Here is a 19,935-nt window from a genome sequence, read left to right as displayed (position 1 = left end):
CGCTCCGGGGCAGCACGAGGCATCGCCGACCGTCATGGGCGCCGCGCTCGCGACCGTGCTGCCGCGGCGCGAGGCGGTGGCGGCGCTCCTCGAGGACGCCGTCGCTGCTGCATCCTCAGCAGTGTGAGGCGGGCGGGGGACCCGCCTCACGCCGGAACGCGCCCTTCGTGCATCACCCCGGGCTGGAGAGCTGGATGATCTCGGAGATCACCGCGGCTCGAGTGTCGTCCGGTATCCGATCGCCTCCGAGGGAGTGGTGCGACCACAGGCCGTCAGCCGCAAGGCAGGCGATGAACTGGCGGAGAGTGATCGGATCGGTCGCGGTCTCCTCTGCGGAGGGCGTCCACCTTCGGCGCACCTCCGCTACCGGCGCTCGGAGAGCGGTGTCGCTGCCCGTGGCCTGGAGGAGTCCGATCTGCATGTGCGTCGACGGCGTCAGGGCGACGGTGACGTAGGCACTCACGCGCTCCGTCAAGGTGGCCTCGTCCGCGGTCTTCCCCGCGACGTCGATCAGCTGGGCTTCCCAGCCGGCCGCGACGTGCTCCTGGAGAGCATGGGCGAGATCGGCTCGATCGCGGAAGTGGTACATCATTCCACCGCGTGTCAGCCCAGCCTCTTCGGCAGTCGCTTCGAGCGTGACGCGAACAGAACCTTCCCTCGCCGCGACACGGACCGCTGCGTCGAGGATCCTAGTCCGGTTGTTGGGTCGCGTCGCGCGAGGAGACGTCCGAGGAGAAGGCAGGACCCCCTCACCGCTGGGCGGGTTCGGTTCCATGTCGTGATCGATTCCGCCGCTCCCTCGGTCCGAGTGAGCGGCTAGGGACGGCGGGTGCTGAGGCGCCCGGAGGGTGTCGACGCGTCACCGCACGAGCGGGTGCGACAGCGTCGGCCGCCAGTCTGCCATCCTCTCCTGCCGACGTCGGAAGGTGAGGCCCGACCCCCTCGGTGTCGAATCGTCCTGACGACGGACTGCACCCGGAGGGATGGCTGTCGCGATCGACGAATCAGGGAGAAACTGTACATTCATGAATGTTAAGTTGTGCTACCGTAGCGGTCTGCCCAGCTTCGGTGCTGCGGGCGGTCAGGTGCACTGTCGGTGCGTGATCCGAGGCTGAAAACCTCCAGTGACTTCGTTCCTCAGAAGCCTGGAGGTTTCTTCATGTCCAGAATCGCGGACAAGCCGAACGCCCGCTGGTGGGCGCTCGGCGTTCTCGCCATGACCCAGCTCGTCGTCGTCCTCGACACGATGATCGTCACCATCGCCCTGCCCCAAGCCCAAGCAGATCTGGGGATGAGCGACAGCCTGCGCCAGTGGGTCGTCACCGCCTACGCGCTCGCTTTCGGAGCACTTCTCCTTCTCGGCGGTCGGATCGCCGACTACGGGGGCCGGAAGCGCACCTTCATGGTGGGGATGACCGGTTTCGGAGCCGCCTCGCTCTGGGCCGGACTGGCTCAGAGCGGTATGGAGCTCGTCATCGCCCGCGGTGTCCAGGGCGCGTTCGCAGCGCTGCTCGCCCCCGCCGCACTCGCCATGCTCACCGTCACGTTCACCCACGGCAAGGAGCGCAATCTCGCCTTCGCCGTCTTCGGCACGGTCGCCGGATCCGGAGCCGCAATCGGCCTGATCCTGGGCGGCGTGCTCACCGAATTCACCGACTGGCGCTGGTGCCTCTTCGTCAACCTGGTCTTCGTCGCCTTCGGCCTCGTCGGCGGGGCTCTCGTGCTCCGCGAGAGCAAGGCGGAAGGAGACAACCGCTACGACGTCTGGGGAACCGTCACGGTGACCCTGGGACTGGGCGCGATCGTCTACGGGTTCACGCGGGCTGAGCACGGATGGGGCGCGATCGACACCGTCGCCTTCCTCGCACTCGGCATCGTCCTGCTGACCGTCTTCGTGCTCATCGAACGCAAGGTCGACCAGCCGTTGCTGCCCCTGCGCGTCATCCTGCGTCGTGTGCGAGGCGGCGCGATCCTGATCCAGGCCGCCAATGGCGCCGTGATGATCGGCGCCATCCTCTATCTCGCGTTCTACTTCCAGATCGTGCTCGGAATGGGACCGCTGATGGCAGGACTCGCGAACCTCGCCGTGACCGTCGCGATCATGGCGTTCTCGCCCGGCACCACGAAGATCCTCAACACGTTCGGCCCCCGACCCCTGATGATCGTCGGGCCGCTCGTCTCGGCAGCAGGGCTCTTCCTGCTCCTCGGCATCACCCCGGACGGAAACTACTTCCTCCAGGTCCTGCCCGCCCTGGTCGTGCTCGGAATCGGACTCTCCATGCTCTTCGTGCCCGTCCAGAACCTCGCCCTTCTCGGGGTCGAGAACGAGGACGCCGGAGTGGCCTCCGCCGTCGTCAACTCCGTCTTCCACATCGGCGGGTCCATCGGTCTCGCGGTGTTCACCGTGTTCTACGCGAGCACCGCGGACTCCGCCATCGCGTCCGGAACGGCCGAGCTCACCGCATTCACCGACGGCTACAAGGCCGTGTTCCTGGCCGCAGCAGTGACCATGGTCGCCGCCTCTCTCACCGGATTCCTCCTCATCCGAGGGAAGAAGGAAGATCTGAACCCCGCCTGGGACGAGGCGGAGGCCGCCCTCGTCCACTGAGACGATGCGGAAGGGGCGGGCCGGTTCGTGCAGCAGCGGCAGACCGGCTCGCCTCTTCCCGTCCGACTCACGACACCCCGTACGTCGCCGACCGACGACCTCCCCTCGATGGGGAGTCGTTCGTGGATCGCAACGGTCCGGTCGTCCGACGCGGCCGCGTCATCCGGTGGGTCCTCTCCCGCGATGCCGGCTGCACCGGCGAGATCATCGAGGGTCGCGACCCGGTCGCCCGGCACATCATCGCAGACCGGAACGACGACGCCCGGCCGCCCTCAGGTGAGGGGCGGCCGGGCGTCGTCGGTCGGAGGACCCGGTCAGGTCAGCCGCAGCGGAGCGCCGGGTAGGCGGCGCTCACGGGAGCGGAGGCGCTGCCGACGGTGGCGACCCCCTGGACGGTGCCGGCGGTGACCGAGGCGGCCCGCGTGGTCACGGCCAGCGAGGCGGTCCGGCCCGCGTCGATCTGCTGGGTCTTCGCGCCCCACAGGGTGTTCCAGCGGAGGTCGGCGGTCGACGCGGCCTTGTTGACAGTGGTCAGCGTGACCACCACCTTGCCCGCGACGCAGCGAGCCGCTGCAGTGGCGGTGACGGGCACAGCCGGCGCCTTCACGGTGATCGTCGCCGTGACGGTGCGGTTGGCCGAGGCCACCTCCTGCTCCTTCGAGAGCGAGAGGTCGAGCCGGCCGCTCGCGCGGATGTTCACGCCCTTGAACCAGGTGTTGCGGTCCGAATCGAACAGGCCGCCCGCGTTCTGCGGATCGGTCGCCGTGTGCGGGTCCGGGTAGGGGCGGGCGTGGTAGGCGAGGAGCAGGTTGCCCGACTCGTCCTCGACGAACGAGTTGTGCCCGGTGCCGGCCTGCTGGCGCGAGAAGTACTGCGTCTCGTCCGCGCCGAGGCGGCCCAGGTAGGTGTCCTCGGTGTCCAGCACGGGGAACGCGGTCTGCGTCCACGTCGCGGGGTTGAGGAGGTCGGCACTCGCGTCGGCCGTGAGCAGGCCGAGCGAGTAGTACTTGTCGACCGTTCCGCCCGAGTAGGTGAGGTACATGCGTCCTCCCTTGGACACGATGAACGGCGCCTCGACGACGCCCTGGTCGTTGCCCTCGGTGGTGTCGGACGGGGTCGGCGAGCGCTTGCCCGACTCCCACGGCTGGCTCTCGCCGTAGATGCGGGTGACCGCACCGGTCACCAGCGGGACGGTGCCCTTGGGCCCCATCGTCGCCTTGGCGAGGGAGAGCGTGTTGCCGTTGGGCAGGACCCAGTAGCCCTGGGTGGCGCCGTTCTCCTGGCGGTCGATGTAGCTGACGTCGAAGGCCGCGCCCTCGAGGACGACCGGCTCGCCCCACTTCGTCTGGTCGAGGAATCCGCCCTCGGCGATCGAGGCGTCGGTCCCGGTGTAGGGGATCAGGACGGTGTTGTCGCACCAGCCGCCCACAGGCGCGTAGCCCTTGTTCATGCCGGCGACGATCCACCAGGTGCCGTTGATCTTGTGGAACTCCTGCGCCCAGATGTATCCGCCCCAGCCGTAGAAGGTGTTCGGGTACTGGCTCTGGCGACCGGGCGTGCCGGCGTCGGGGTCGATCACGATCTGCTCGGGAGCGGAGTCGAGACCGGCGATGGTCTTCGAGCGCTTGAGGCCGATCTTGCGGTAGCTGGAGCTCTCCTCGATCGGGCCGAGCGAGTCCTGACCGTAGTGCGAGCCCGTGAGGTAGTAGTAGCCGTCGTCCTCGTTGAAGAAGACGTGCGGATCCGCGCGGGCCTCGTTGACCATCGCCTCGGGGTCCTGCTGGACGGAGCCGGTGACCCGGTAGGTCCCGGGACGCGAGGTGTCGACGGCGGTGGTCAGATCGTCCTGCCAGTCGACGTTGAGCGACTTGGTCGAGCCGTCGTTGTACTCCATCACGGCCTGCCCCGGGAGTGCTGCGGCGATCGCAGCGGATCCGGCGCCGGAGTCGACGGAGCCGCTGAGCGACTTCACACCGGTGTTCTTCAGGTCGACGTACTCGCGGTAGAACGTGCCGAACTCGGTCGAGGTCAGCGCCGTCTCGCCGGCCTGGCCCTGGGTGAACCAGGAGGGGAGACCCGAGCCCTGGACACCGGGGACGCGGGCGTCGGCGCGGGTGGTCGCTCCGGGAGCGGTGCCGGAGGCGAGGTCCGTGAACAGCGTCACGCGGCCCTCGGTGGTGAGCAGATCGGTCCAGAACAGCTTGTAGACGCCGAGGGCGGAGTCGAAGACGATCCGCGGGTCGGTCACGACCGAGCCCGGCGCGACCCGGAGGACGCGCTGGTCGCGGAACGTGCGGCCGTCGGCGGAGCTCCAGAGGTAGACGGAGTCCGTGGCGTTGTTCTGCGACGAGACCGCGCCGAGCGAGCCGTCCTTCGATCGGAACAGCAGAGGCGAGCCCATCTGGGCGTTCGGGCGCTGCGCCTGGTCGCCGTCCCTGAGGACGGAGAGGATCGACTGCGAGCGGTTCAGCGGCTCCCAGGCGGTCGCGCCGGCGGGCAGTGCGGCCGTGAAGAGCGAGTCCGCGCGACGGTCGTCGTTGTACGCCAGCGGGTCGTCCTTCACTCCGTTCGTCGTGGTGACGGTCTTGACGGAGGTGGCGATGCGCCCGCCGGGAACGGCGAGGGTGCTGTCCCACGCGTAGGTCTGCCCGGCGACGGCTGCCTGGAGGCGGACGGCGACGGGAGCGGTGAGGCCCGAGAGGTTCACGGCGCCGGTGGAGGAGACGCGCGCGGCGCCGGCTCCGGAGGCGGTCCACGTCACGGTGTTCCCGAGGACCTGCGCGGGCAGGTCGCCGAGCACGGTCGTGGGGACGTCGAGGGCGGCGCGCAGGTCGGTTGCCACGGGACTGCTCGTCGCGCCCAGCTCGGCCCCGGTCAGGGCACGGTCGTAGACGCGCAGATTGTCGAGGAGTCCGGTGAAGTACTCCCCGCCGCCCCAGTTGGCCTTGCCGATCTGCAGGACTCCGCCGGTCGATCCGAGGACCGTCGCGAGCGAGGGGCCGGCCGTCGTGACGGCCACGGGCTTCGCGTCGACGTAGAGGCGGGCGGTGCCGCCGCTCAGCACGAGATCGACGTGCTTCCACTCCGTGCTGCTCGGGCCGGTGAGGTTGCCCGAGGAGTCGCGGGCGCCGCTGTTGGCGTAGCGCTCGACGGTGAGGCCGTTCGTCCTGTCGAGGACGCCGACGTACTTCTCCTGGGCGTAGTCCTGGGTCGCGGCCGAGCGAGCGGCGAAGACCGACCAGCCGACGTTGTCCGCGGCGGCGGGCTTGGAGTCGTACGACAGAGTGACGGAGTCGCGACCCTTCAGCAGCGGCTGCCCGTCGGTCGCGGTGAGGTCGAGCCAGAACGAGGACGACAGCGAGACGGCGCTGCCCTGCCCGGTGCGCCCGGCGACGAGGGTCGGCGTCCCCTTCACGGCGGCGCGGGTCGACCTGTCGGTGAAGGCGCCTCCGCTCGGGGCGGTGTCGAAGGTGAAGTCCGCGAGCAGGCTCTGCGCGGGAGTGGTCGCCGCTGTCGCGGCGACGGCGACCGGCACGGCGGCGCCGGCGGCGAGGGCGATCGTCGCGGAGGCGGCGAGGGTGGCGGCGAGCAGGCGCGAGCGCCTGCCTCCGCCCGGGGGTCGTGACGTCATCGTCGACGTGTCCTCTCGGGTTCTGCAGCGAACCGGTGGGCGGACGGGGGATCCCGCCTGCGGTGTGGTCTCCGCACGGTACCGGCGATTGTTCACGGTAACAAGAGAGCACGACCATCAGTTGCGAAACTCCCACACCCGTCGGACAGCTCGGGCGAGCAGAACGCCGCACCGGGCGGGCCGGCAGCCTCTGCGCCCGCCCCGCCCGGTCAGTGCCCGCGCGCGATCCACTCCTCGCGGTGCGGCGCCTCCGCTCCGATCGTGGTCGAGTCGCCGTGGCCGGTCCGGACGACCGTCGCGGCGGGCAGCGTCAGCAGGCGCTCCGTGATCGAGTCGATGATCGTCGGGAAGTCGCTGTAGGAGCGGCCGGTGGCTCCCGGCCCGCCCTGGAAGAGCGTGTCGCCGGTGAACACCGTGCCGAGCGCCTCGGCGACGAAGCAGACGGCGCCGGGGGTGTGGCCCGGGGTGTGCCGCACCTCGAGCTCGACGCCGGCGACGGGCACGATCCGCCCGTCGACCAGGGCGCCGCTCGGGGCCGTGCCGGGGTGCACGGCGTCCCACAGCATCCGGTCGGCCTCGTGGAGCAGCACCGGGGCGCCGGTCGCAGCGCGGACTCCCTCGACCGCGTCGAGGTGGTCGTCGTGCCCGTGGGTCAGCAGCACGGCGAGGAGCCGGCGCTCGCCGACGGCCGCGAGGATCGCGTCCGCGTCATGGGCCGCGTCGATGACGACGCACTCGGAGTCGTCGCCGACGATCCAGACGTTGTTGTCGACGTCCCAGGTGCCGCCGTCGAGGCTGAAGGTGCCGCTCGTGACGAGCTGCTCGATCCGCGCGCCCATCAGAGCACCACCACCGAGCGGAGCACGTCGCCGCCGGCCATCGTGGCGAAGGCCTCCTCGATGTCCTCGATCCCGATCCGCTCGCTCACGAACTCGTCCAGGGGCAGTCGGCCCTGGAGGTAGAGGCCGGTCAGCATCGGGAAGTCCCTCTCCGGCAGGCAGTCGCCGTACCAGCTCGACTTCAGCGAGCCGCCGCGGCCGAAGACGTCGAGCAGGGGGATCTCGAGCGTCATCTCGGGAGTCGGGACCCCGACCAGCACCACGGTCCCGGCGAGATCGCGGGCGTAGAACGCCTGGCGCCAGGTCTCGGGGCGGCCCACGGCGTCGATGACGACGTCCGCTCCGAAGCCGTTCGTCAGGGCCTGCACCGCCGCGACGACGCCCGCCTCGTCGAGGCCGCTGGAGTCGATGACGTGCGTGGCGCCGAGCTTCTCGGCCGCGACCAGCTTCTTGGGGTCCCGGTCGATCGCGATGACCGTGCCGGCGCCCGCGAGAGCGGCGCCGACCACGGCGGCCGTGCCGACTCCTCCGCAGCCGATGACCGCGACGGAGTCGCCGCGCGTCACGTTCCCGGTGTTCATCGCCGCGCCGAGGCCGGCCATGATCCCGCAGCCGAGCAGGCCCACCGCGGCGGGGTCCGCCTCCGGATCGACCTTCGTGCACTGCTTCGCGTGCACGAGGGTCTTCTCGGCGAAGGCGCCGATCCCGAGGGCGGGGCTGAGCTCGGTGCCGTCCTCCAGGGTCATCCGCTGCGTCGCGTTGAAGGTGTCGAAGCAGTACCAGGGCTCGGCCCGGGTGCAGGCCCGGCACTCGCCGCAGACCGCGCGCCAGTTGAGGACCACGAAGTCGCCGACCGCGACGTGGGTGACTCCCTCTCCGATCGCGCTGACCCGTCCGGCCGCCTCGTGACCGAGGAGGAAGGGGAAGTCGTCGCTGATCCCGCCCTCGCGGTAGTGGAAGTCGGTGTGGCAGACACCGCAGGTCTCGATGTCGACCACGGCCTCGCCCGGGCCCGGGTCGGGGACGACGATGTCGACGAGCTCCACGGGAGCGCCCTTCGACCGGGCGATGACGCCGCGCACAGTGGTGGGCATGGGGGCTCCTTCGACGGGGGCGTGCAGGTCCGCTCCACAGTAACGACCGCGGGATGCGGGTGCGCCGGGTGGACGCGGGCGCTCCCGCCCTCTCCGGTGCCGGGCCGCCCGCCTCGCGGACCGCGACCCTGACAGTCGGTAGGGTGCGGGCCATGCGCACTCTGTACCCCGAGATCGAGCCCCACGACTCCGGCATGCTCGACGTCGGCGACGGCCACTCGCTCTACTGGGAGGTCTCGGGCAACCCCGAGGGCAAGCCCGTCGTGTTCCTGCACGGCGGCCCCGGAGCCGGCACCTCGCCCGCCCACCGCCGGCTGTTCGACCCCGAGAAGTACCGCATCGTGCTGTTCGACCAGCGGATGTGCGGCCGCTCCACCCCGCACGCCGGCGAGCCGGAGGCCGACCTCTCGACCAACACCACCTGGTACCTCGTCGCCGACATCGAGCGCCTCCGCGAGCACCTCGGCGTCGAGCGCTGGCTCGTGCTCGGCGGCTCCTGGGGCTCGACCCTCGCCCTCGCCTACGCCGAGACCCACCCCGAGCGGGTCAGCGAGATCGTCCTCCGCGGGATCTTCACCCTCCGCCGCGCCGAGCTCGAGTGGTTCTACGAGGGAGGCGCCGCCGCGGTCTACCCGGACCTCTGGGAGGGCTACACCTCCGTCGTCCCGGCCGGCGAGCGGGGCAGCCTCATCGAGGCGTACTACCGCCTGCTCCACGACGCGGACCCCGCCGTGCACGGCCCCGCCGGCGTCGCCTGGACCACCTGGGAGGCGTCGACCATCACCCTCCTGCAGAAGCCGGAGCTGATCGCGGACTGGTCCGATCCCGTCTTCGCGCTCGCCTTCGCCCGCATCGAGAACCACTTCTTCGTGCACAGGGGCTGGCTGGAGGAGGGGCAGCTGATCCGCGACGCCGGCGTCCTCCGCGACATCCCGGCCGTCATCGTGCAGGGCCGCTACGACATGTGCACCCCGGCCTTCACCGCCTGGGACCTGCACCGGGCCTGGCCCGAGGCCGACTTCCGGATGATCGCCGACGCGGGCCACGCCTTCGACGAGCCGGGGATCCTCGACGCGCTGATCGAGGCGACGGACCGCTTCGCGTCCTGACGCGCGGGGCGGTCCGCGCCTCGCGGCCGGGATGCCCGGGCGCCCGTGCCTGAGCGTCCCGCGCCCGGTGACGTCGTGTCCCGGGAGCGGGTCTACCCTGATCAGATGCGCGCGGACGACGCCTCCGGGATGGAGGACTGGCCCACCGGCCGGCTGCTCTCCACCGCCTCCCGGATGGTCGAGCACGCCTGGCACGGCGCCCTCGCCGAGATCGGCCTCACCCACGCCGGCCTGATCGTGCTGCACCTCCTGCAGGCGGGTCCCGTCGCGCAGAAGGAGCTGGCCGCCGCGGCCCACGTCGAGGTGCAGACCATGTCGCGCACCATCGAGCGCCTCGAGCGCGAGGGCCACGTCTCGCGCACCACGGATCCGTCGGACCGCCGCCGGCAGCTCGTCGCGCTCACCGACGTGGGCAGCGAGGCCTGGCGCCGGGCGCACCGCCTCGAGGTCGACATGTTCCCGGGCTCGCTCGAGCACGGCCCCCTGCGCGAGGCGCTGCTCGAGATCATCCGCTCGGCCAGCGAGTCGCGCTGGGGCTGACCGCAAGCCCGAGCGGAGCCCGTCCGCGGAGCGCTAGCTTCGTCGGCATGACCTTCAACGACGACTCCCAGCTCAGCGGCGGCAAGGTCCGCCGCCGCGGCCGCACCACCGGCATCGCCGTCGGCGGAGGCGCGGTGGGCGTGGTCGTGCTCGCGCTGCTCTCGCAGCTGCTCGGCGTGAACCTCTCGGGCCTCGGAGAGGTGTTCGGCGGAGGCGGGTCCTCGCCGGAGGGCGTCACCTCCACCGCGGTGGCCTGCGACAGCGGCGCCGACGCGAACACGCAGGTCGACTGCCGCCTCGAGGGTGCGGCGGAGTCGCTCGACCGCTACTGGGGCGAGCAGACGCCGACACTCGGAGTCGCCTACACGACCCCGACCGGCGTCGACCTGTTCGAGGACAGCACCACCACCGGCTGCGGGAGCGCGACCGCCGCGGTCGGCCCGTTCTACTGCCCGCCGGACCGGACGATCTACCTCGACACCGACTTCTTCGACGAGCTGCGCACCCGGTTCGACACCTCGGGCGGATCGCTCGCGCAGATGTACATCCTCGCCCACGAGTGGGGCCACCACATCCAGAACCTGACCGGCGCGATGGAGTCGGCGGACCGCTCCGGCACCGGCCCCGAGTCGGACTCGGTGCGCCTCGAGCTGCAGGCCGACTGCTTCGCCGGCGCCTGGGTGGGCGACGCCTCGACGGTGCCCGACGAGACCGGCACGCCCTACCTCAAGCCGGTGACGGCGCAGGAGTACCAGGACGCGCTCGGCGCCGCGGCCGCGGTCGGGGACGACCGCATCCAGGAGCAGGCGACCGGCACCGTCGATCCGGAGGGGTGGACGCACGGCTCGGCCGAGCAGCGCCAGCGCTGGTTCCAGGCCGGCTTCGAGGGCGACGCCACCAGCTGCGACACCTTCGCGGCCGCGCAGCTCTGACCGGGCGCCGCTGAGGGCTCCTCGCCGCTCGATGGGGACCCGCGCGGGTCAGGACACGGAGTCGGCCGGCTCCTCCATGTACCACTCGGTGAACGAGCGCGCCCGCCCGTCGGGGGCGAAGCGGATGACCCAGAGGTTCAGGTAGGTGCGGTCGCCGGGGTAGACGGTGCGCGCCTCCACCACGGCGGTCTCCTCCGTCAGTGCGACCAGGCCCCACGCGAACGTCGGGTCGGCCGGCTCCTCCTCCGCCAGCCACCACTCGACGATCGCGTCGCGCGGAGTGATCGCATCGCGGTGCGGCGCCGTGAAGTACTCGGCGTCCTCGGTGAACAGTGCGGCCACGTCTGCCGCGTCGTCCGTGGCCCAGGCCTTCTCGTAGCCGGCGATCCAGCTCTCGATGTCGATCATCCGCCCATCCTCGTCCTGCCCGACGCGCGCGGGAAGGAGGAGGAGGGAACAAAGCGGCGGCCCGAGCTGTTGAGCCCCGAGCCGGTGGAAAGCAGAGCCGAGCGATACGATCCCGCCGACGACGGCCCGCCCGCCGCCGCGGTCCGGGTGCGCGTCCGCCGCCGACACGAAGGACAGCCGTGCCCGACTCCGACAGACGCTCTCTGACCCGCTCGCCGGACCCGCGCCTCATCACCGCCGTCCTCGCCTTCGCGGGGATGAGCGCCTCCTTCATGCAGACGCTGGTCGTCCCGATCCAGTCCGAGCTGCCGACGCTGCTCGGCGCCGACCGCACCGAGACCGCGTGGGTGATCACCGCGACGCTGCTGAGCGCCTGCATCCTCACCCCGGTCTCGGGCCGCCTCGGCGACCTCTACGGCAAGCGGCGGATGGCCGTGGCCGCGCTGGTCGTGCTCGTGATCGGCTCGATCGTCTGCGCCTTCGCGGGTGACGTGTGGACGCTGGTCGTGGGCCGGGCCCTCCAGGGCGCAGTGATGGGCGTCATCCCGCTCGGCATCTCGATCCTCCGCGACACCCTCCACCGCGACCGGCTCCCCGGCGCGATCGCCCTGGTCAGCGCGACCCTCGGCATCGGCGGCGCGCTCGGCCTGCCGCTCAGCGCCCTCATCGCGCAGAACACCGACTGGCACGTCCTGTTCTGGATGTCCGCTGGCCTCGGCGTCCTCGACATCGTCCTCGTCCTCCTGGTCGTGCCGGTGTCGACTCTGCGCTCGCCGGGCACCTTCGACGTGGTCGGCACGATCGGCCTCGCCCTCGGACTGAGCGGCGTGCTGATCGCCGTCTCGCGCGGCAACGACTCCGGCTGGACCAGTCCCGCGATCCTGGGCTCCGGCCTCGGCGGCATCGCCGTCCTGCTCCTCTGGGGCTGGTACGAGCTGCGGCAGGAGAGCCCGCTCGTCGACCTCCGGGTGGCCGCCCGCCCCGCCGTGCTCTTCACCAACCTCGCCTCGGTGGCGGTCGGCTTCGCGTTCTTCGGCGCCCAGATCACGCTGCCGCAGCGCCTCGAGCTGCCGACCGCGTCGGGCGTCGGCTTCGGCCTGAGCCTGATCGTGGCGAGCCTCGTGCTCGCGCCCTCGGGCCTGGCGATGATGGCGACGTCCCCGCTCGCCGCCCGCCTCTCGGCGCAGTCCGGGCCGCGGCTCGTGCTGATCGCCGGCTCCGGGCTGATCGCGGTCTCGTACCTGCTGATCCTCCCGTTCGGCGGCGAGGTGTGGCAGATCCTGGTGATCAACGCCCTCATCGGGGTCGGCCTGGGCCTCGCCTACGCCGCGATGCCGACGCTCATCATGCACGCCGTCCCCGCCTCGGAGACCGCCGCCGCGAACGGGCTGAACTCGCTGATGCGCACGCTCGGCACGACGCTCTCCTCCGCCGTGACCGCGGGCGTGCTCGCGCAGCTGACCGTGTCCGTCGGCGACGTGCAGCTGCCGAGCTCGCAGGGCTTCGAGACCACGTTCGTGATCGGCGCGATCGGAGCGCTGGTCGCCGTCGCCCTCGGCCTGCTCATCCCGCGGGCGCCCCGCCCGGAGGCGCGACCCGCTCTGCCCTGACCGGACCGCGCGTCGTCGGCCGCGAGTGCTCCTCGCTGAAGAGACCTGGTCGCGGCCGGCGACGCGCGTCCGCTACTCGTCCTCGAGAAGCATCCGCTCGATCTGCAGCTCGCGCAGCCGCGTCGAGGCCTGCAGGTTCTCGCGCGCGGCGAGCACCAGGCGGCACAGCAGCACCAGCAGCACGATCGCGAGCACCGCGACGGCCGTCACGACGACTCCGTACAGCGCGGTCAGGACTCCCCAGGTCTGGATCATCCCTCGACGCTACGGAGCCGCACCCGCCCTCGCGTCCCCCGCCCGACGGAGTGCGCGGGGCGGGGCGAGCGGCCCGTGCAGGGGCAGCGGACGCGCAGAGCCCTGCCCGCAGGGGCTCAGCCCGCGAACGCCCCGCGGTACGCCCGCGCCGGGTGCGTCGCCGGCAGCTCGTCCGTCCCGAACAGCTTGCGGCGCAGCGTCCCCTCGGCGTACTCGGTCTGCGCGAGGCCCCGCTCCTGGAGCACCGGCATCACCCTGTCGACGAACTCCTCGTAGCTGCCGGGCAGGATCCAGTTGACGACGTTGATCCCGTCGATCCCCGCGTCGCGCCAGCCCGCCAGGTGGTCGGCGATCTGCTCCGGAGTGCCGACGACCCGTCCGCGCAGCTTCGCCGAGAGCCGGGCCAGGTCGCGGACGGTCGGCTCGCGGTCGGGGGAGGCGTCGCGGATCCACTGCAGGTGGCTCTGGCCGGCGTAGGTCTCGATCGCCGAGAGCGGCAGGTCGGGGTCGAGCTTCTCGCCCGTCGCCGGGTCGAAGCCGAGGTTCGAGTGCACGAGGAAGGCGTCGGAGGAGAGGTACTCGTCGATCTCGCGCTCAGCGCGGCGCGCCTCCTCCTCCGTGTCGCCGGTGATGAAGGAGAGCCCCAGGTAGAAGGAGGGCGCACCCGCTCCGCGACCGGCCGCCGCGGCGAGGGCCCGCGTGTCCTCGATCAGCTCGCGGGTCTTCTCCGGCGACCCCGAGAACACGAACTGCGCCTCCGCGTTCCGCGCGGCGAAGCGCCGGCCCGCGGGGGAGGAGCCGGCCTGGAAGAGCACGGGCGTGCGCTGGGGCGACGGAGCCGAGAGGTGCGGCCCCTGCACGCGGTAGCGCTTCCCGACGTGGTCGATGCGGTGGATGCGCGCCGGGTCGGCGAAGGAGCCGCTCTTGTCGCGCAGGAGCGCACCGTCGTCCCACGAGCCCTCCCACAGCTTGTAGACCACGTCGAGGTACTCCTGCGCCCAGGCGTAGCGCTCGTCGTGCTCCTCGAGCCGGTCGTAGCCGAAGTTGCGGGCCGCGCCGTCGAGGGCGCTCGTGACGATGTTCCAGGCGATCCGCCCCTTCGAGAGGTGGTCGAGGGTCGAGACCTTCCGGGCGAAGTCGAACGGATGCGACTGCAGCACCGAGCTCGTGAACGCGAAGCCGAGGTGCTCGGTGCTCACCGCCAGGGCCGAGAGCAGCACCGACGGGTCGTTGCTGGGCAGCTGCAGCCCCTCGCGGGCGTTGACGTCCCAGTCGCCGTCCGCCGGACCGTAGAGCCCCGCCACGTCGGCGAAGAACATCGCGTCGAAGCGGCCGCGCTCCAGCGTCCGGGCGAGGTCGATCCAGAGCTGCACGCCGTCGAACTCGTGCTGCCGGGCGTCGGGGTGGCGCCAGAGGCCGTGCTGGATGTGGGAGGCGGTGTTCATGACGAACGCGCAGAAGCGCAGCGGGCGGGGCTCGGTGATCACGCTCCCAGGCTAGGCCGGGTGCCTCCCACCGGTCTCGAACGACTCCGCGCGTAGGGTGTCCGACTGTGGAATCCCGCATCCCCGAACCCGCGCACGCCGTCCCTCCGCTGACGGACGCCGTCGCCGAGGCGCTCGACGCCACCACCGTCGCCGAGATCCGCGCTCTGCGCGACGACTTCGCGCGCTTCATGCTCCAGTACAAGTTCGGGATGGACGAGATCGTCACGAAGGTGTCGATCCTGCAGGAGGAGTTCCGCGAGCTGCAGGAGTACAACCCGATCGAGCACGTCACCAGCCGGCTCAAGTCGGCCGACAGCCTGATCGAGAAGATCGAGCGCAAGGGCTGCGAGACGACCTTCGAGGGCATCGCCGACGCGATCACCGACATCGCCGGCGTGCGGATCACCTGCAGCTTCGTCTCGGACGTCTACCGCGTCTTCGACCTGCTCACCTCGCAGTCCGACGTGACGGTGCTCGAGGTGAAGGACTACATCGCCGAGCCGAAGGAGAACGGCTACAAGAGCCTGCACGCGATCGTCGAGGTGCCGGTGTTCCTCTCCGGCGGATCGGTCGACGTCTGCGTCGAGGTGCAGTTCCGGACCATCGCGATGGACTTCTGGGCGAGCCTGGAGCACAAGATCTACTACAAGTACGACCGCCAGGTCCCGCAGGAGCTCCTCGACGGCCTCGCCGACGCGGCCCGCACCGCCGCCACCCTCGACGCCGACATGGAGCGCCTCCACCGCCAGGTCCGCGGCCCGCTGCCCGGGGCGCGCACCTACGACGTCTGACGGGCCGCCCCACGCCGCCGATCGGGCCGCTCCGACTCCTGCCGATCGAGCAGCCCGCGCAGCGGGCGTCTCGAGATCCCCCCCTTACGGAGTCAGCAGCGGCAGCAGCGCCAGCAGCAGCACCGCGGAGCCGTTCAGCGTCGCGTGCGAGACGATCGCCGCTCCGAGCCGCCCGGTGATCGTCGCGATCCAGCCGTGCGCGAGTCCCGCGGTGACCGTCGTCACGCCGAGCGTCACGATCGTCGCCGGGTTCACCATCTGGTGCCCGTGCAGCAGGGCGAAGACCGCCGTGGACGCCAGGATGCTGAACACCATCGCCCAGACGCGGCGGCCGCGGGTGGGCGGCGCCGACTCCGCGGAGCCCCGGAGCATCCGGTTCCGCACCGCGCGCATCACGACGCCGCGGCAGAGGACCTCCTCGACCAGCGGCGCGACGACGACGGGGATGAGGACCGAGCTCAGCACGAACCACAGCGGATCGGGGTCGATGTCGAGGTTCCCCTGCGCGTCCTGGAGGAGCGGAGCGAACGCGGCGAGCACGAACAGGATCACGACGCGCACCGCGATGCCGAGCCCGATCCCGATGGGCACGTCGATCCAGCGGAACCGCAGTCCGAAGTCGGCCGCCATCGTGCCCAGCCCGCGCAGCCGAGACGCCGCGAACGGGACGATCAGCGCGACGAGATAGCTCGCGAGCGCCCCCGCGAAGGCGAGTCCGGCGGAGTAGGGGAGCACGCCGGACCCGAACAGCAGGATGAGCACGGCCAGCGGCAGGACGATCCCGACGATCGTGAGCACGGCGGTCGGCAGGCCCCAGCGGACCCGAGGATCGGGCAGGTAGAGGAGGGAGGAGTAGGGCGCGTGGACCGAGGGGAGGGGCTCGACCGGCCACGAGGGCGCCGCAGCGGAGTCGGGCGCGAGCGTCGCGGGATCGGGCGGCGGGAAGGCGTCGGGTTGCATGGCCGGGCCAGCCTACGCAGACCGCCTGGACGGGATCCGGGCTGCAGTCACTGCTCGGCGCGGGCCGGAACGGGAGGGATGTGCGGCGGATCGCGGCGGCGGGAACCTCCGGGTACGAAGAAACCCCCGCCATGTAGAAGCTAGGCGAGGGTTCCAGTGGCTCCGACGGGCGTCGATCCCGTGACCTCACGATTTTCAGTCGTGCGCTCTACCAACTGAGCTACAGAGCCGTTGCGACGTGATGTCGCTGGAGAGGTGATCTCCTGAAAAAGGCCCTTCCTCTCGGAAGGGCCTCTTTGCGACCCTGACGGGACTTGAACCCGCGACCTCCGCCGTGACAGGGCGGCACGCTAACCAACTGCGCTACAGGGCCTCGTTGCGAAGACAAGCATACTGCCTTCGAGGCTGTTCTATTTTCACGCCCCGACCCTCTCGAGCCGGCGCACTTTCCGGTGGTGCTGGTACTTCTGGTGGTGCTGGTAGTACCGACCCATCCGTGACCCCAACGGGATTCGAACCCGTGCTGCCGCCGTGAAAGGGCGGTGTCCTAGGCCACTAAACGATGGGGCCGGAGACTCGCGGGGCGACCCTGCGGCCGACCCCCCATGACTACCGACACGCAAGCATAGGGGGCCACGGCGCAGGATGCAAAATCGACGGTTCCGCAGGCGCCGTGCACCCCGTCCGGGGTTGACCCGGGTCTAGGAGATCGGGCAGGGCCGCGGTTAGGGTGGGGCGGAATCGCTCTTCCCCCCACCCGCGCGCCGGAGCCGCACCGCCGCGGAGGGAGGGCCCCCTATCCCCGAGGTCCCATGCCCCACTCCCTGCGCCGTCCGCGTCCCGCCCGCCTCCCCGGCGCGCCGCGACTCGGGCGACTCCGAGGTGCTGCCCTGGCCTCCGCCGTCGTCGCGCTCGTCGCCGGCCTGCTCGTCGCCACTCCCGCCCAGGCGGTCGAGTACCCGTCGTGGGCCGACGTCGAGGCGGCGAAGGGCGACACCGCCGCCGCCGCCGCTCAGGTCGACCGGATCACGTCCCTGATCGGCGACCTCCAGAGCGAGGTCGCCTCCGCCCAGCAGCTCGCGCAGCAGCGCGGCGACGAGCACTTCGCCGCTCAGCAGGCGTTCGACGAGGCCTCGGACCAGTCGAAGAAGCTCGAGGACCGGGCCGCCGCCAGCGCCGAGGAGGCCGACAAGGCCTCGCAGCAGGCGGGCCTGCTCGCCGCGCAGCTCTACCGCAGCACCGGCACCGACCTGTCCGTCAACATCTTCCTCGACCAGAAGGCCGGCCAGGCCGACCAGCTGCTGTCGAAGATCGGGAGCATGACCAAGCTGGTCGAGCGCTCCTCCGCGATCTACGAGCAGGCCAGCACCGCCCGCAACACCGCGTCCTCCCTCGCCGACCAGGCCGAGGTCGCGCAGACGGAGCGCGAGCGCCTCCGCGTCGCCGCCGAGCAGAAGCTGGCCGAGGCGACCGCCGCCCAGGAGGCGTCCGAGGCCGCGCTCGCCGAGCAGCAGGAGCAGAGCGTCGTGCTCGAGCAGCAGCTCGCCGCGCTCCGCGACACCGAGTCGAAGACCGTGGCCGAGTACGAGGCCGGCGTCGCCGCCCGCGAGGCCGAGCGCCTCCGGAAGCTCGCCGAGGAGGAGGCCGCCCGCCAGGCCGCCGCCCAGGCCGAGGCCGCGCGCCGCGAGGCCGCCCGGGCCGCGGCCGCGTCCAGCGGCGGCAGCGGCGGCGGTGGCGGCGGGTACGTCGCCCCCTCGGGCGGCGGCGGCTCCAGCGCCGTCAGCGACTCCGGCTGGGTCCGCCCTGCCGGGGGCCGCATCACCGGCACCTTCGGCCCGCGCGACAGCATCTCGACCGGCGGAGGATCCTCCGGCTCGTACCACCGCGGCACCGACCTCGCGGGCGGCTGCGGCATCCCGATCTTCGCGGCGCACAGCGGCACCGTCTCCTACGCGGGCCCCAACGGCACCTACGGCAACTGGGTGCTGATCGACCACGGCAGCGGCATCAGCACCGGCTACGCCCACATCATGTCCGGCGGGATCTACGTCCGCGTCGGCCAGCAGGTCCAGGCGGGCGAGCAGATCGCCGCCGTCGGCTCGACCGGCGCCTCCACCGGCTGCCACCTGCACTTCGAGACCCGCGTCAACGGCTCCGCCGTCGACGCCCAACCTTTCATGGCCCAACGAGGAGTCACCCTTGGCTGACGCACAGACGACCGCACGCACCTTCACCCCGGCACCCCGGGAGCGCGCCTGGAAGGGCCGCCTCCCGCTCGTCATCTCCGCCGCCTTCGCGGTCACGGCGGTCACCGCGTCCCTCGGCATCACCCCGGCCCTCGCCGACGACGCGAAGTACCCCTCGTGGGACGACGTGCAGAACGCCAAGAAGGACGAGGCGAGCAAGCAGGCCGAGATCGACTCGATCACCGGCCTCATCGCGAGCCTGCAGACCGCGGTCGACGAGAAGTCGATCACCGCGATGAAGAAGGCCGAGGCCTGGCGCCAGGCCAAGGAGGCGCTCGACGCCGCTGCGAAGGCCGTCGCCGACCTCGAGGAGAAGGCGACCACCGCCTCCGCCAAGGCCCAGACCTCGAAGATGCGCGCCGGCCTGCTGGCCGCGCACCTCTCTCGCGCCGCCGGTGGCGACCTCTCCGCCAGCCTCGTGGCCAAGGGCAAGGACGCGGGCGACCTGCTCTACCAGCTCGGCGCGATGTCGCAGCTCTCGGAGCAGTCGCAGAAGGTCTACGCCGACGCCCTCGCCGACAAGCAGAACGCGGAGTCGCTCGGCGACCAGGCCGACCTCGCCGTCACCGAGCACCAGGCGCTCTCGGACGAGGCCGACGCCGCCCGCAAGGACGCCGACGCCGCCGCCGAGTCGGCCCGCGCGTCGCTCTCGGCGCAGGAGGAGAAGTCGCAGGAGCTGGTCGCCCAGCTCGCGCTGCTGAAGGACTCCTCGGTCGAGGCCGAGACCCAGTACCTCGCGGGCGAGCAGAAGCGCCAGGCCGACGAGGCCGCCGCTCAGGCGCAGGCCGAGGCGGAGGCCGCCGCTCAGGCGCAGTCCACCGCCCGCTCCGCCCAGCAGCAGTCCTCGGCGCAGGCCGACGCCGCCGCCCCGTCGCGTCAGACCGCGTCCCTCCCGCAGCCCGCCGCTCCGCAGCCCGCGCAGCAGCAGCCGGCTCCGGCTCCGGCCCAGCCCGCTGCTCAGCCGATCGCCCAGCCGGCGGCTCAGCCGCTCCCGCAGCCGGTCACCGCTCCGGTCCTGGTGCCGACCAGCGGCGCCGTCGAGAACGCGATCTCGTACGCGATGGCGCAGCTCGGCGAGGAGTACGTCCTCGGCGGCATGGGTCCGGACCAGTGGGACTGCTCGGGCCTCACCAAGGCCTCGTACGCGTCCTCGGGCATCTACATCGGCACCCACTCGGCGACGAACCAGTACAACACGATGGCCGGCGCCGGCAAGCTCGTCCCCTACAGCCAGCGCCAGCGCGGCGACCTGATCTTCTGGGGCGGCGGCGGGGACTACTACCACGTGGCCATCTACCTCGGGAACAACCAGATCATCGAGGCCGCCGACTACGGCAAGCCCGTGCGCATCTGGAACACCTGGGGCACGCCCGCCGGCATGGTCGGCCGCCCGGCCGCCTGAGCCGCGGCCGCACAGCACAACGA

General features: G+C 71.6%; 16 protein-coding genes and 3 tRNA genes. 8 read left to right on the top strand and 11 right to left on the bottom strand.

What is annotated here, in order from left to right; all coding sequences use genetic code 11:
• Nucleotides 1-172 precede the first annotated feature (172 nt).
• Nucleotides 173-775 (bottom strand): TetR/AcrR family transcriptional regulator, encoded by a 603-nt coding sequence (locus C5C49_RS03875; protein ID WP_104345458.1) that lies wholly within the window; start codon nucleotides 773-775, stop codon nucleotides 173-175.
• 384 nt (nucleotides 776-1,159) lie between these two features.
• On the opposite strand from C5C49_RS03875, the gene C5C49_RS03870 reads away from it, so the two are divergent.
• Nucleotides 1,160-2,608 carry an MFS transporter gene (locus C5C49_RS03870; RefSeq protein WP_104345457.1) on the top strand — a complete coding sequence of 483 codons (1,449 nt, stop codon included), beginning with the start codon at nucleotides 1,160-1,162 and terminating at the stop codon, nucleotides 2,606-2,608.
• Nucleotides 2,609-2,927: 319 nt separating this feature from the next.
• Here the strand turns inward: C5C49_RS03870 and C5C49_RS03860 are convergent, their stop codons facing one another.
• The 3 genes from C5C49_RS03860 to C5C49_RS03850 form a co-directional block, all read right to left on the bottom strand.
• The gene (locus C5C49_RS03860; protein ID WP_104345455.1) at nucleotides 2,928-6,239 is read right to left on the bottom strand and encodes a family 43 glycosylhydrolase; all 3,312 of its coding nucleotides are present in this window, start codon (nucleotides 6,237-6,239) and stop codon (nucleotides 2,928-2,930) included.
• 209 nt (nucleotides 6,240-6,448) lie between these two features.
• Nucleotides 6,449-7,078, bottom strand: coding sequence for an MBL fold metallo-hydrolase (locus C5C49_RS03855; protein ID WP_104224396.1), 630 nt, complete (start codon nucleotides 7,076-7,078; stop codon nucleotides 6,449-6,451).
• Nucleotides 7,078-8,172, bottom strand: coding sequence for an S-(hydroxymethyl)mycothiol dehydrogenase (locus C5C49_RS03850; RefSeq protein WP_104226021.1), 1,095 nt, complete (start codon nucleotides 8,170-8,172; stop codon nucleotides 7,078-7,080). The genes C5C49_RS03855 and C5C49_RS03850 overlap by 1 nt, the downstream gene beginning before the upstream one ends.
• A gap of 152 nt (nucleotides 8,173-8,324) precedes the next feature.
• Between C5C49_RS03850 and pip the strand changes: the two genes are divergently transcribed.
• From pip to C5C49_RS03835, 3 genes are all read left to right on the top strand, one after another.
• Complete coding sequence (gene pip / locus C5C49_RS03845) at nucleotides 8,325-9,281, top strand: prolyl aminopeptidase (RefSeq protein ID WP_104226020.1); 957 nt, start codon at nucleotides 8,325-8,327, stop codon at nucleotides 9,279-9,281.
• Nucleotides 9,282-9,386: 105 nt separating this feature from the next.
• Nucleotides 9,387-9,821 (top strand): MarR family winged helix-turn-helix transcriptional regulator, encoded by a 435-nt coding sequence (locus C5C49_RS03840; protein WP_104247849.1) that lies wholly within the window; start codon nucleotides 9,387-9,389, stop codon nucleotides 9,819-9,821.
• A gap of 47 nt (nucleotides 9,822-9,868) precedes the next feature.
• Nucleotides 9,869-10,753, top strand: coding sequence for a neutral zinc metallopeptidase (locus C5C49_RS03835; protein ID WP_104224400.1), 885 nt, complete (start codon nucleotides 9,869-9,871; stop codon nucleotides 10,751-10,753).
• 48 nt (nucleotides 10,754-10,801) lie between these two features.
• Here the strand turns inward: C5C49_RS03835 and C5C49_RS03830 are convergent, their stop codons facing one another.
• Nucleotides 10,802-11,161, bottom strand: coding sequence for a nuclear transport factor 2 family protein (locus C5C49_RS03830; RefSeq protein WP_104255526.1), 360 nt, complete (start codon nucleotides 11,159-11,161; stop codon nucleotides 10,802-10,804).
• A 179-nt stretch (nucleotides 11,162-11,340) separates the two neighbouring features.
• Between C5C49_RS03830 and C5C49_RS03825 the strand changes: the two genes are divergently transcribed.
• Nucleotides 11,341-12,771 carry an MFS transporter gene (locus tag C5C49_RS03825; RefSeq protein WP_258062342.1) on the top strand — a complete coding sequence of 477 codons (1,431 nt, stop codon included), beginning with the start codon at nucleotides 11,341-11,343 and terminating at the stop codon, nucleotides 12,769-12,771.
• Nucleotides 12,772-12,843: 72 nt separating this feature from the next.
• Here the strand turns inward: C5C49_RS03825 and C5C49_RS03820 are convergent, their stop codons facing one another.
• Nucleotides 12,844-13,026 (bottom strand): hypothetical protein, encoded by a 183-nt coding sequence (locus C5C49_RS03820; RefSeq protein ID WP_104224402.1) that lies wholly within the window; start codon nucleotides 13,024-13,026, stop codon nucleotides 12,844-12,846.
• 116 nt (nucleotides 13,027-13,142) lie between these two features.
• Nucleotides 13,143-14,471, bottom strand: a complete 1,329-nt coding sequence (locus C5C49_RS03815) for an NtaA/DmoA family FMN-dependent monooxygenase (protein WP_374953843.1) — start codon at nucleotides 14,469-14,471, stop codon at nucleotides 13,143-13,145.
• A 230-nt stretch (nucleotides 14,472-14,701) separates the two neighbouring features.
• Here C5C49_RS03815 and C5C49_RS03810 point away from each other — a divergent pair, with 230 nt between their 5' ends.
• On the top strand, nucleotides 14,702-15,304 hold the full coding sequence (locus tag C5C49_RS03810; protein WP_104234325.1) for a GTP pyrophosphokinase family protein: 603 nt from the start codon (nucleotides 14,702-14,704) through the stop codon (nucleotides 15,302-15,304).
• 84 nt (nucleotides 15,305-15,388) lie between these two features.
• On the opposite strand, the gene C5C49_RS03805 is transcribed toward C5C49_RS03810, so the two are convergent.
• The 4 genes from C5C49_RS03805 to C5C49_RS03790 form a co-directional block, all read right to left on the bottom strand.
• Nucleotides 15,389-16,264, bottom strand: coding sequence for a CPBP family intramembrane glutamic endopeptidase (locus tag C5C49_RS03805; RefSeq protein ID WP_104345454.1), 876 nt, complete (start codon nucleotides 16,262-16,264; stop codon nucleotides 15,389-15,391).
• A 157-nt stretch (nucleotides 16,265-16,421) separates the two neighbouring features.
• Nucleotides 16,422-16,494 (bottom strand) — tRNA-Phe (locus C5C49_RS03800).
• 69 nt (nucleotides 16,495-16,563) lie between these two features.
• Nucleotides 16,564-16,637: transfer RNA gene (locus tag C5C49_RS03795), tRNA-Asp, on the bottom strand.
• A 124-nt stretch (nucleotides 16,638-16,761) separates the two neighbouring features.
• Nucleotides 16,762-16,834: transfer RNA gene (locus C5C49_RS03790), tRNA-Glu, on the bottom strand.
• A gap of 242 nt (nucleotides 16,835-17,076) precedes the next feature.
• Between C5C49_RS03790 and C5C49_RS03785 the strand changes: the two genes are divergently transcribed.
• Both C5C49_RS03785 and C5C49_RS03780 read left to right on the top strand, forming a co-directional pair.
• Nucleotides 17,077-18,471 carry a peptidoglycan DD-metalloendopeptidase family protein gene (locus tag C5C49_RS03785; RefSeq protein ID WP_104247845.1) on the top strand — a complete coding sequence of 465 codons (1,395 nt, stop codon included), beginning with the start codon at nucleotides 17,077-17,079 and terminating at the stop codon, nucleotides 18,469-18,471.
• Nucleotides 18,464-19,912, top strand: a complete 1,449-nt coding sequence (locus tag C5C49_RS03780) for a C40 family peptidase (protein ID WP_104345453.1) — start codon at nucleotides 18,464-18,466, stop codon at nucleotides 19,910-19,912. Before C5C49_RS03785 ends, C5C49_RS03780 begins: the two co-directional genes overlap by 8 nt.
• The last annotated feature ends 23 nt before the right edge of the window (nucleotides 19,913-19,935 follow it).

The organism is Rathayibacter sp. AY1E2, assembly GCF_002932325.1.
In the GTDB taxonomy this organism is placed as follows: Bacteria; Actinomycetota; Actinomycetes; order Actinomycetales; family Microbacteriaceae; genus Rathayibacter.
Note: the sequence above shows the minus strand (reverse complement) of the source record. Positions and strands in the feature narration are given on the sequence as shown.

Coding starts and splice junctions, on each gene's coding strand:
- C5C49_RS03875 (WP_104345458.1), bottom strand. CDS start 775: ATGGAACCGAACCCGCCCAGCGGTGAGGGGGTCCTGCCTTCTCCTCGG.
- C5C49_RS03870 (WP_104345457.1), top strand. CDS start 1,160: ATGTCCAGAATCGCGGACAAGCCGAACGCCCGCTGGTGGGCGCTCGGC.
- C5C49_RS03860 (WP_104345455.1), bottom strand. CDS start 6,239: ATGACGTCACGACCCCCGGGCGGAGGCAGGCGCTCGCGCCTGCTCGCC.
- C5C49_RS03855 (WP_104224396.1), bottom strand. CDS start 7,078: ATGGGCGCGCGGATCGAGCAGCTCGTCACGAGCGGCACCTTCAGCCTC.
- C5C49_RS03850 (WP_104226021.1), bottom strand. CDS start 8,172: ATGCCCACCACTGTGCGCGGCGTCATCGCCCGGTCGAAGGGCGCTCCC.
- pip (WP_104226020.1), top strand. CDS start 8,325: ATGCGCACTCTGTACCCCGAGATCGAGCCCCACGACTCCGGCATGCTC.
- C5C49_RS03840 (WP_104247849.1), top strand. CDS start 9,387: ATGCGCGCGGACGACGCCTCCGGGATGGAGGACTGGCCCACCGGCCGG.
- C5C49_RS03835 (WP_104224400.1), top strand. CDS start 9,869: ATGACCTTCAACGACGACTCCCAGCTCAGCGGCGGCAAGGTCCGCCGC.
- C5C49_RS03830 (WP_104255526.1), bottom strand. CDS start 11,161: ATGATCGACATCGAGAGCTGGATCGCCGGCTACGAGAAGGCCTGGGCC.
- C5C49_RS03820 (WP_104224402.1), bottom strand. CDS start 13,026: ATGATCCAGACCTGGGGAGTCCTGACCGCGCTGTACGGAGTCGTCGTG.
- C5C49_RS03815 (WP_374953843.1), bottom strand. CDS start 14,471: ATGAACACCGCCTCCCACATCCAGCACGGCCTCTGGCGCCACCCCGAC.
- C5C49_RS03810 (WP_104234325.1), top strand. CDS start 14,702: ATGCTCCAGTACAAGTTCGGGATGGACGAGATCGTCACGAAGGTGTCG.
- C5C49_RS03805 (WP_104345454.1), bottom strand. CDS start 16,264: ATGCAACCCGACGCCTTCCCGCCGCCCGATCCCGCGACGCTCGCGCCC.
- C5C49_RS03785 (WP_104247845.1), top strand. CDS start 17,077: ATGCCCCACTCCCTGCGCCGTCCGCGTCCCGCCCGCCTCCCCGGCGCG.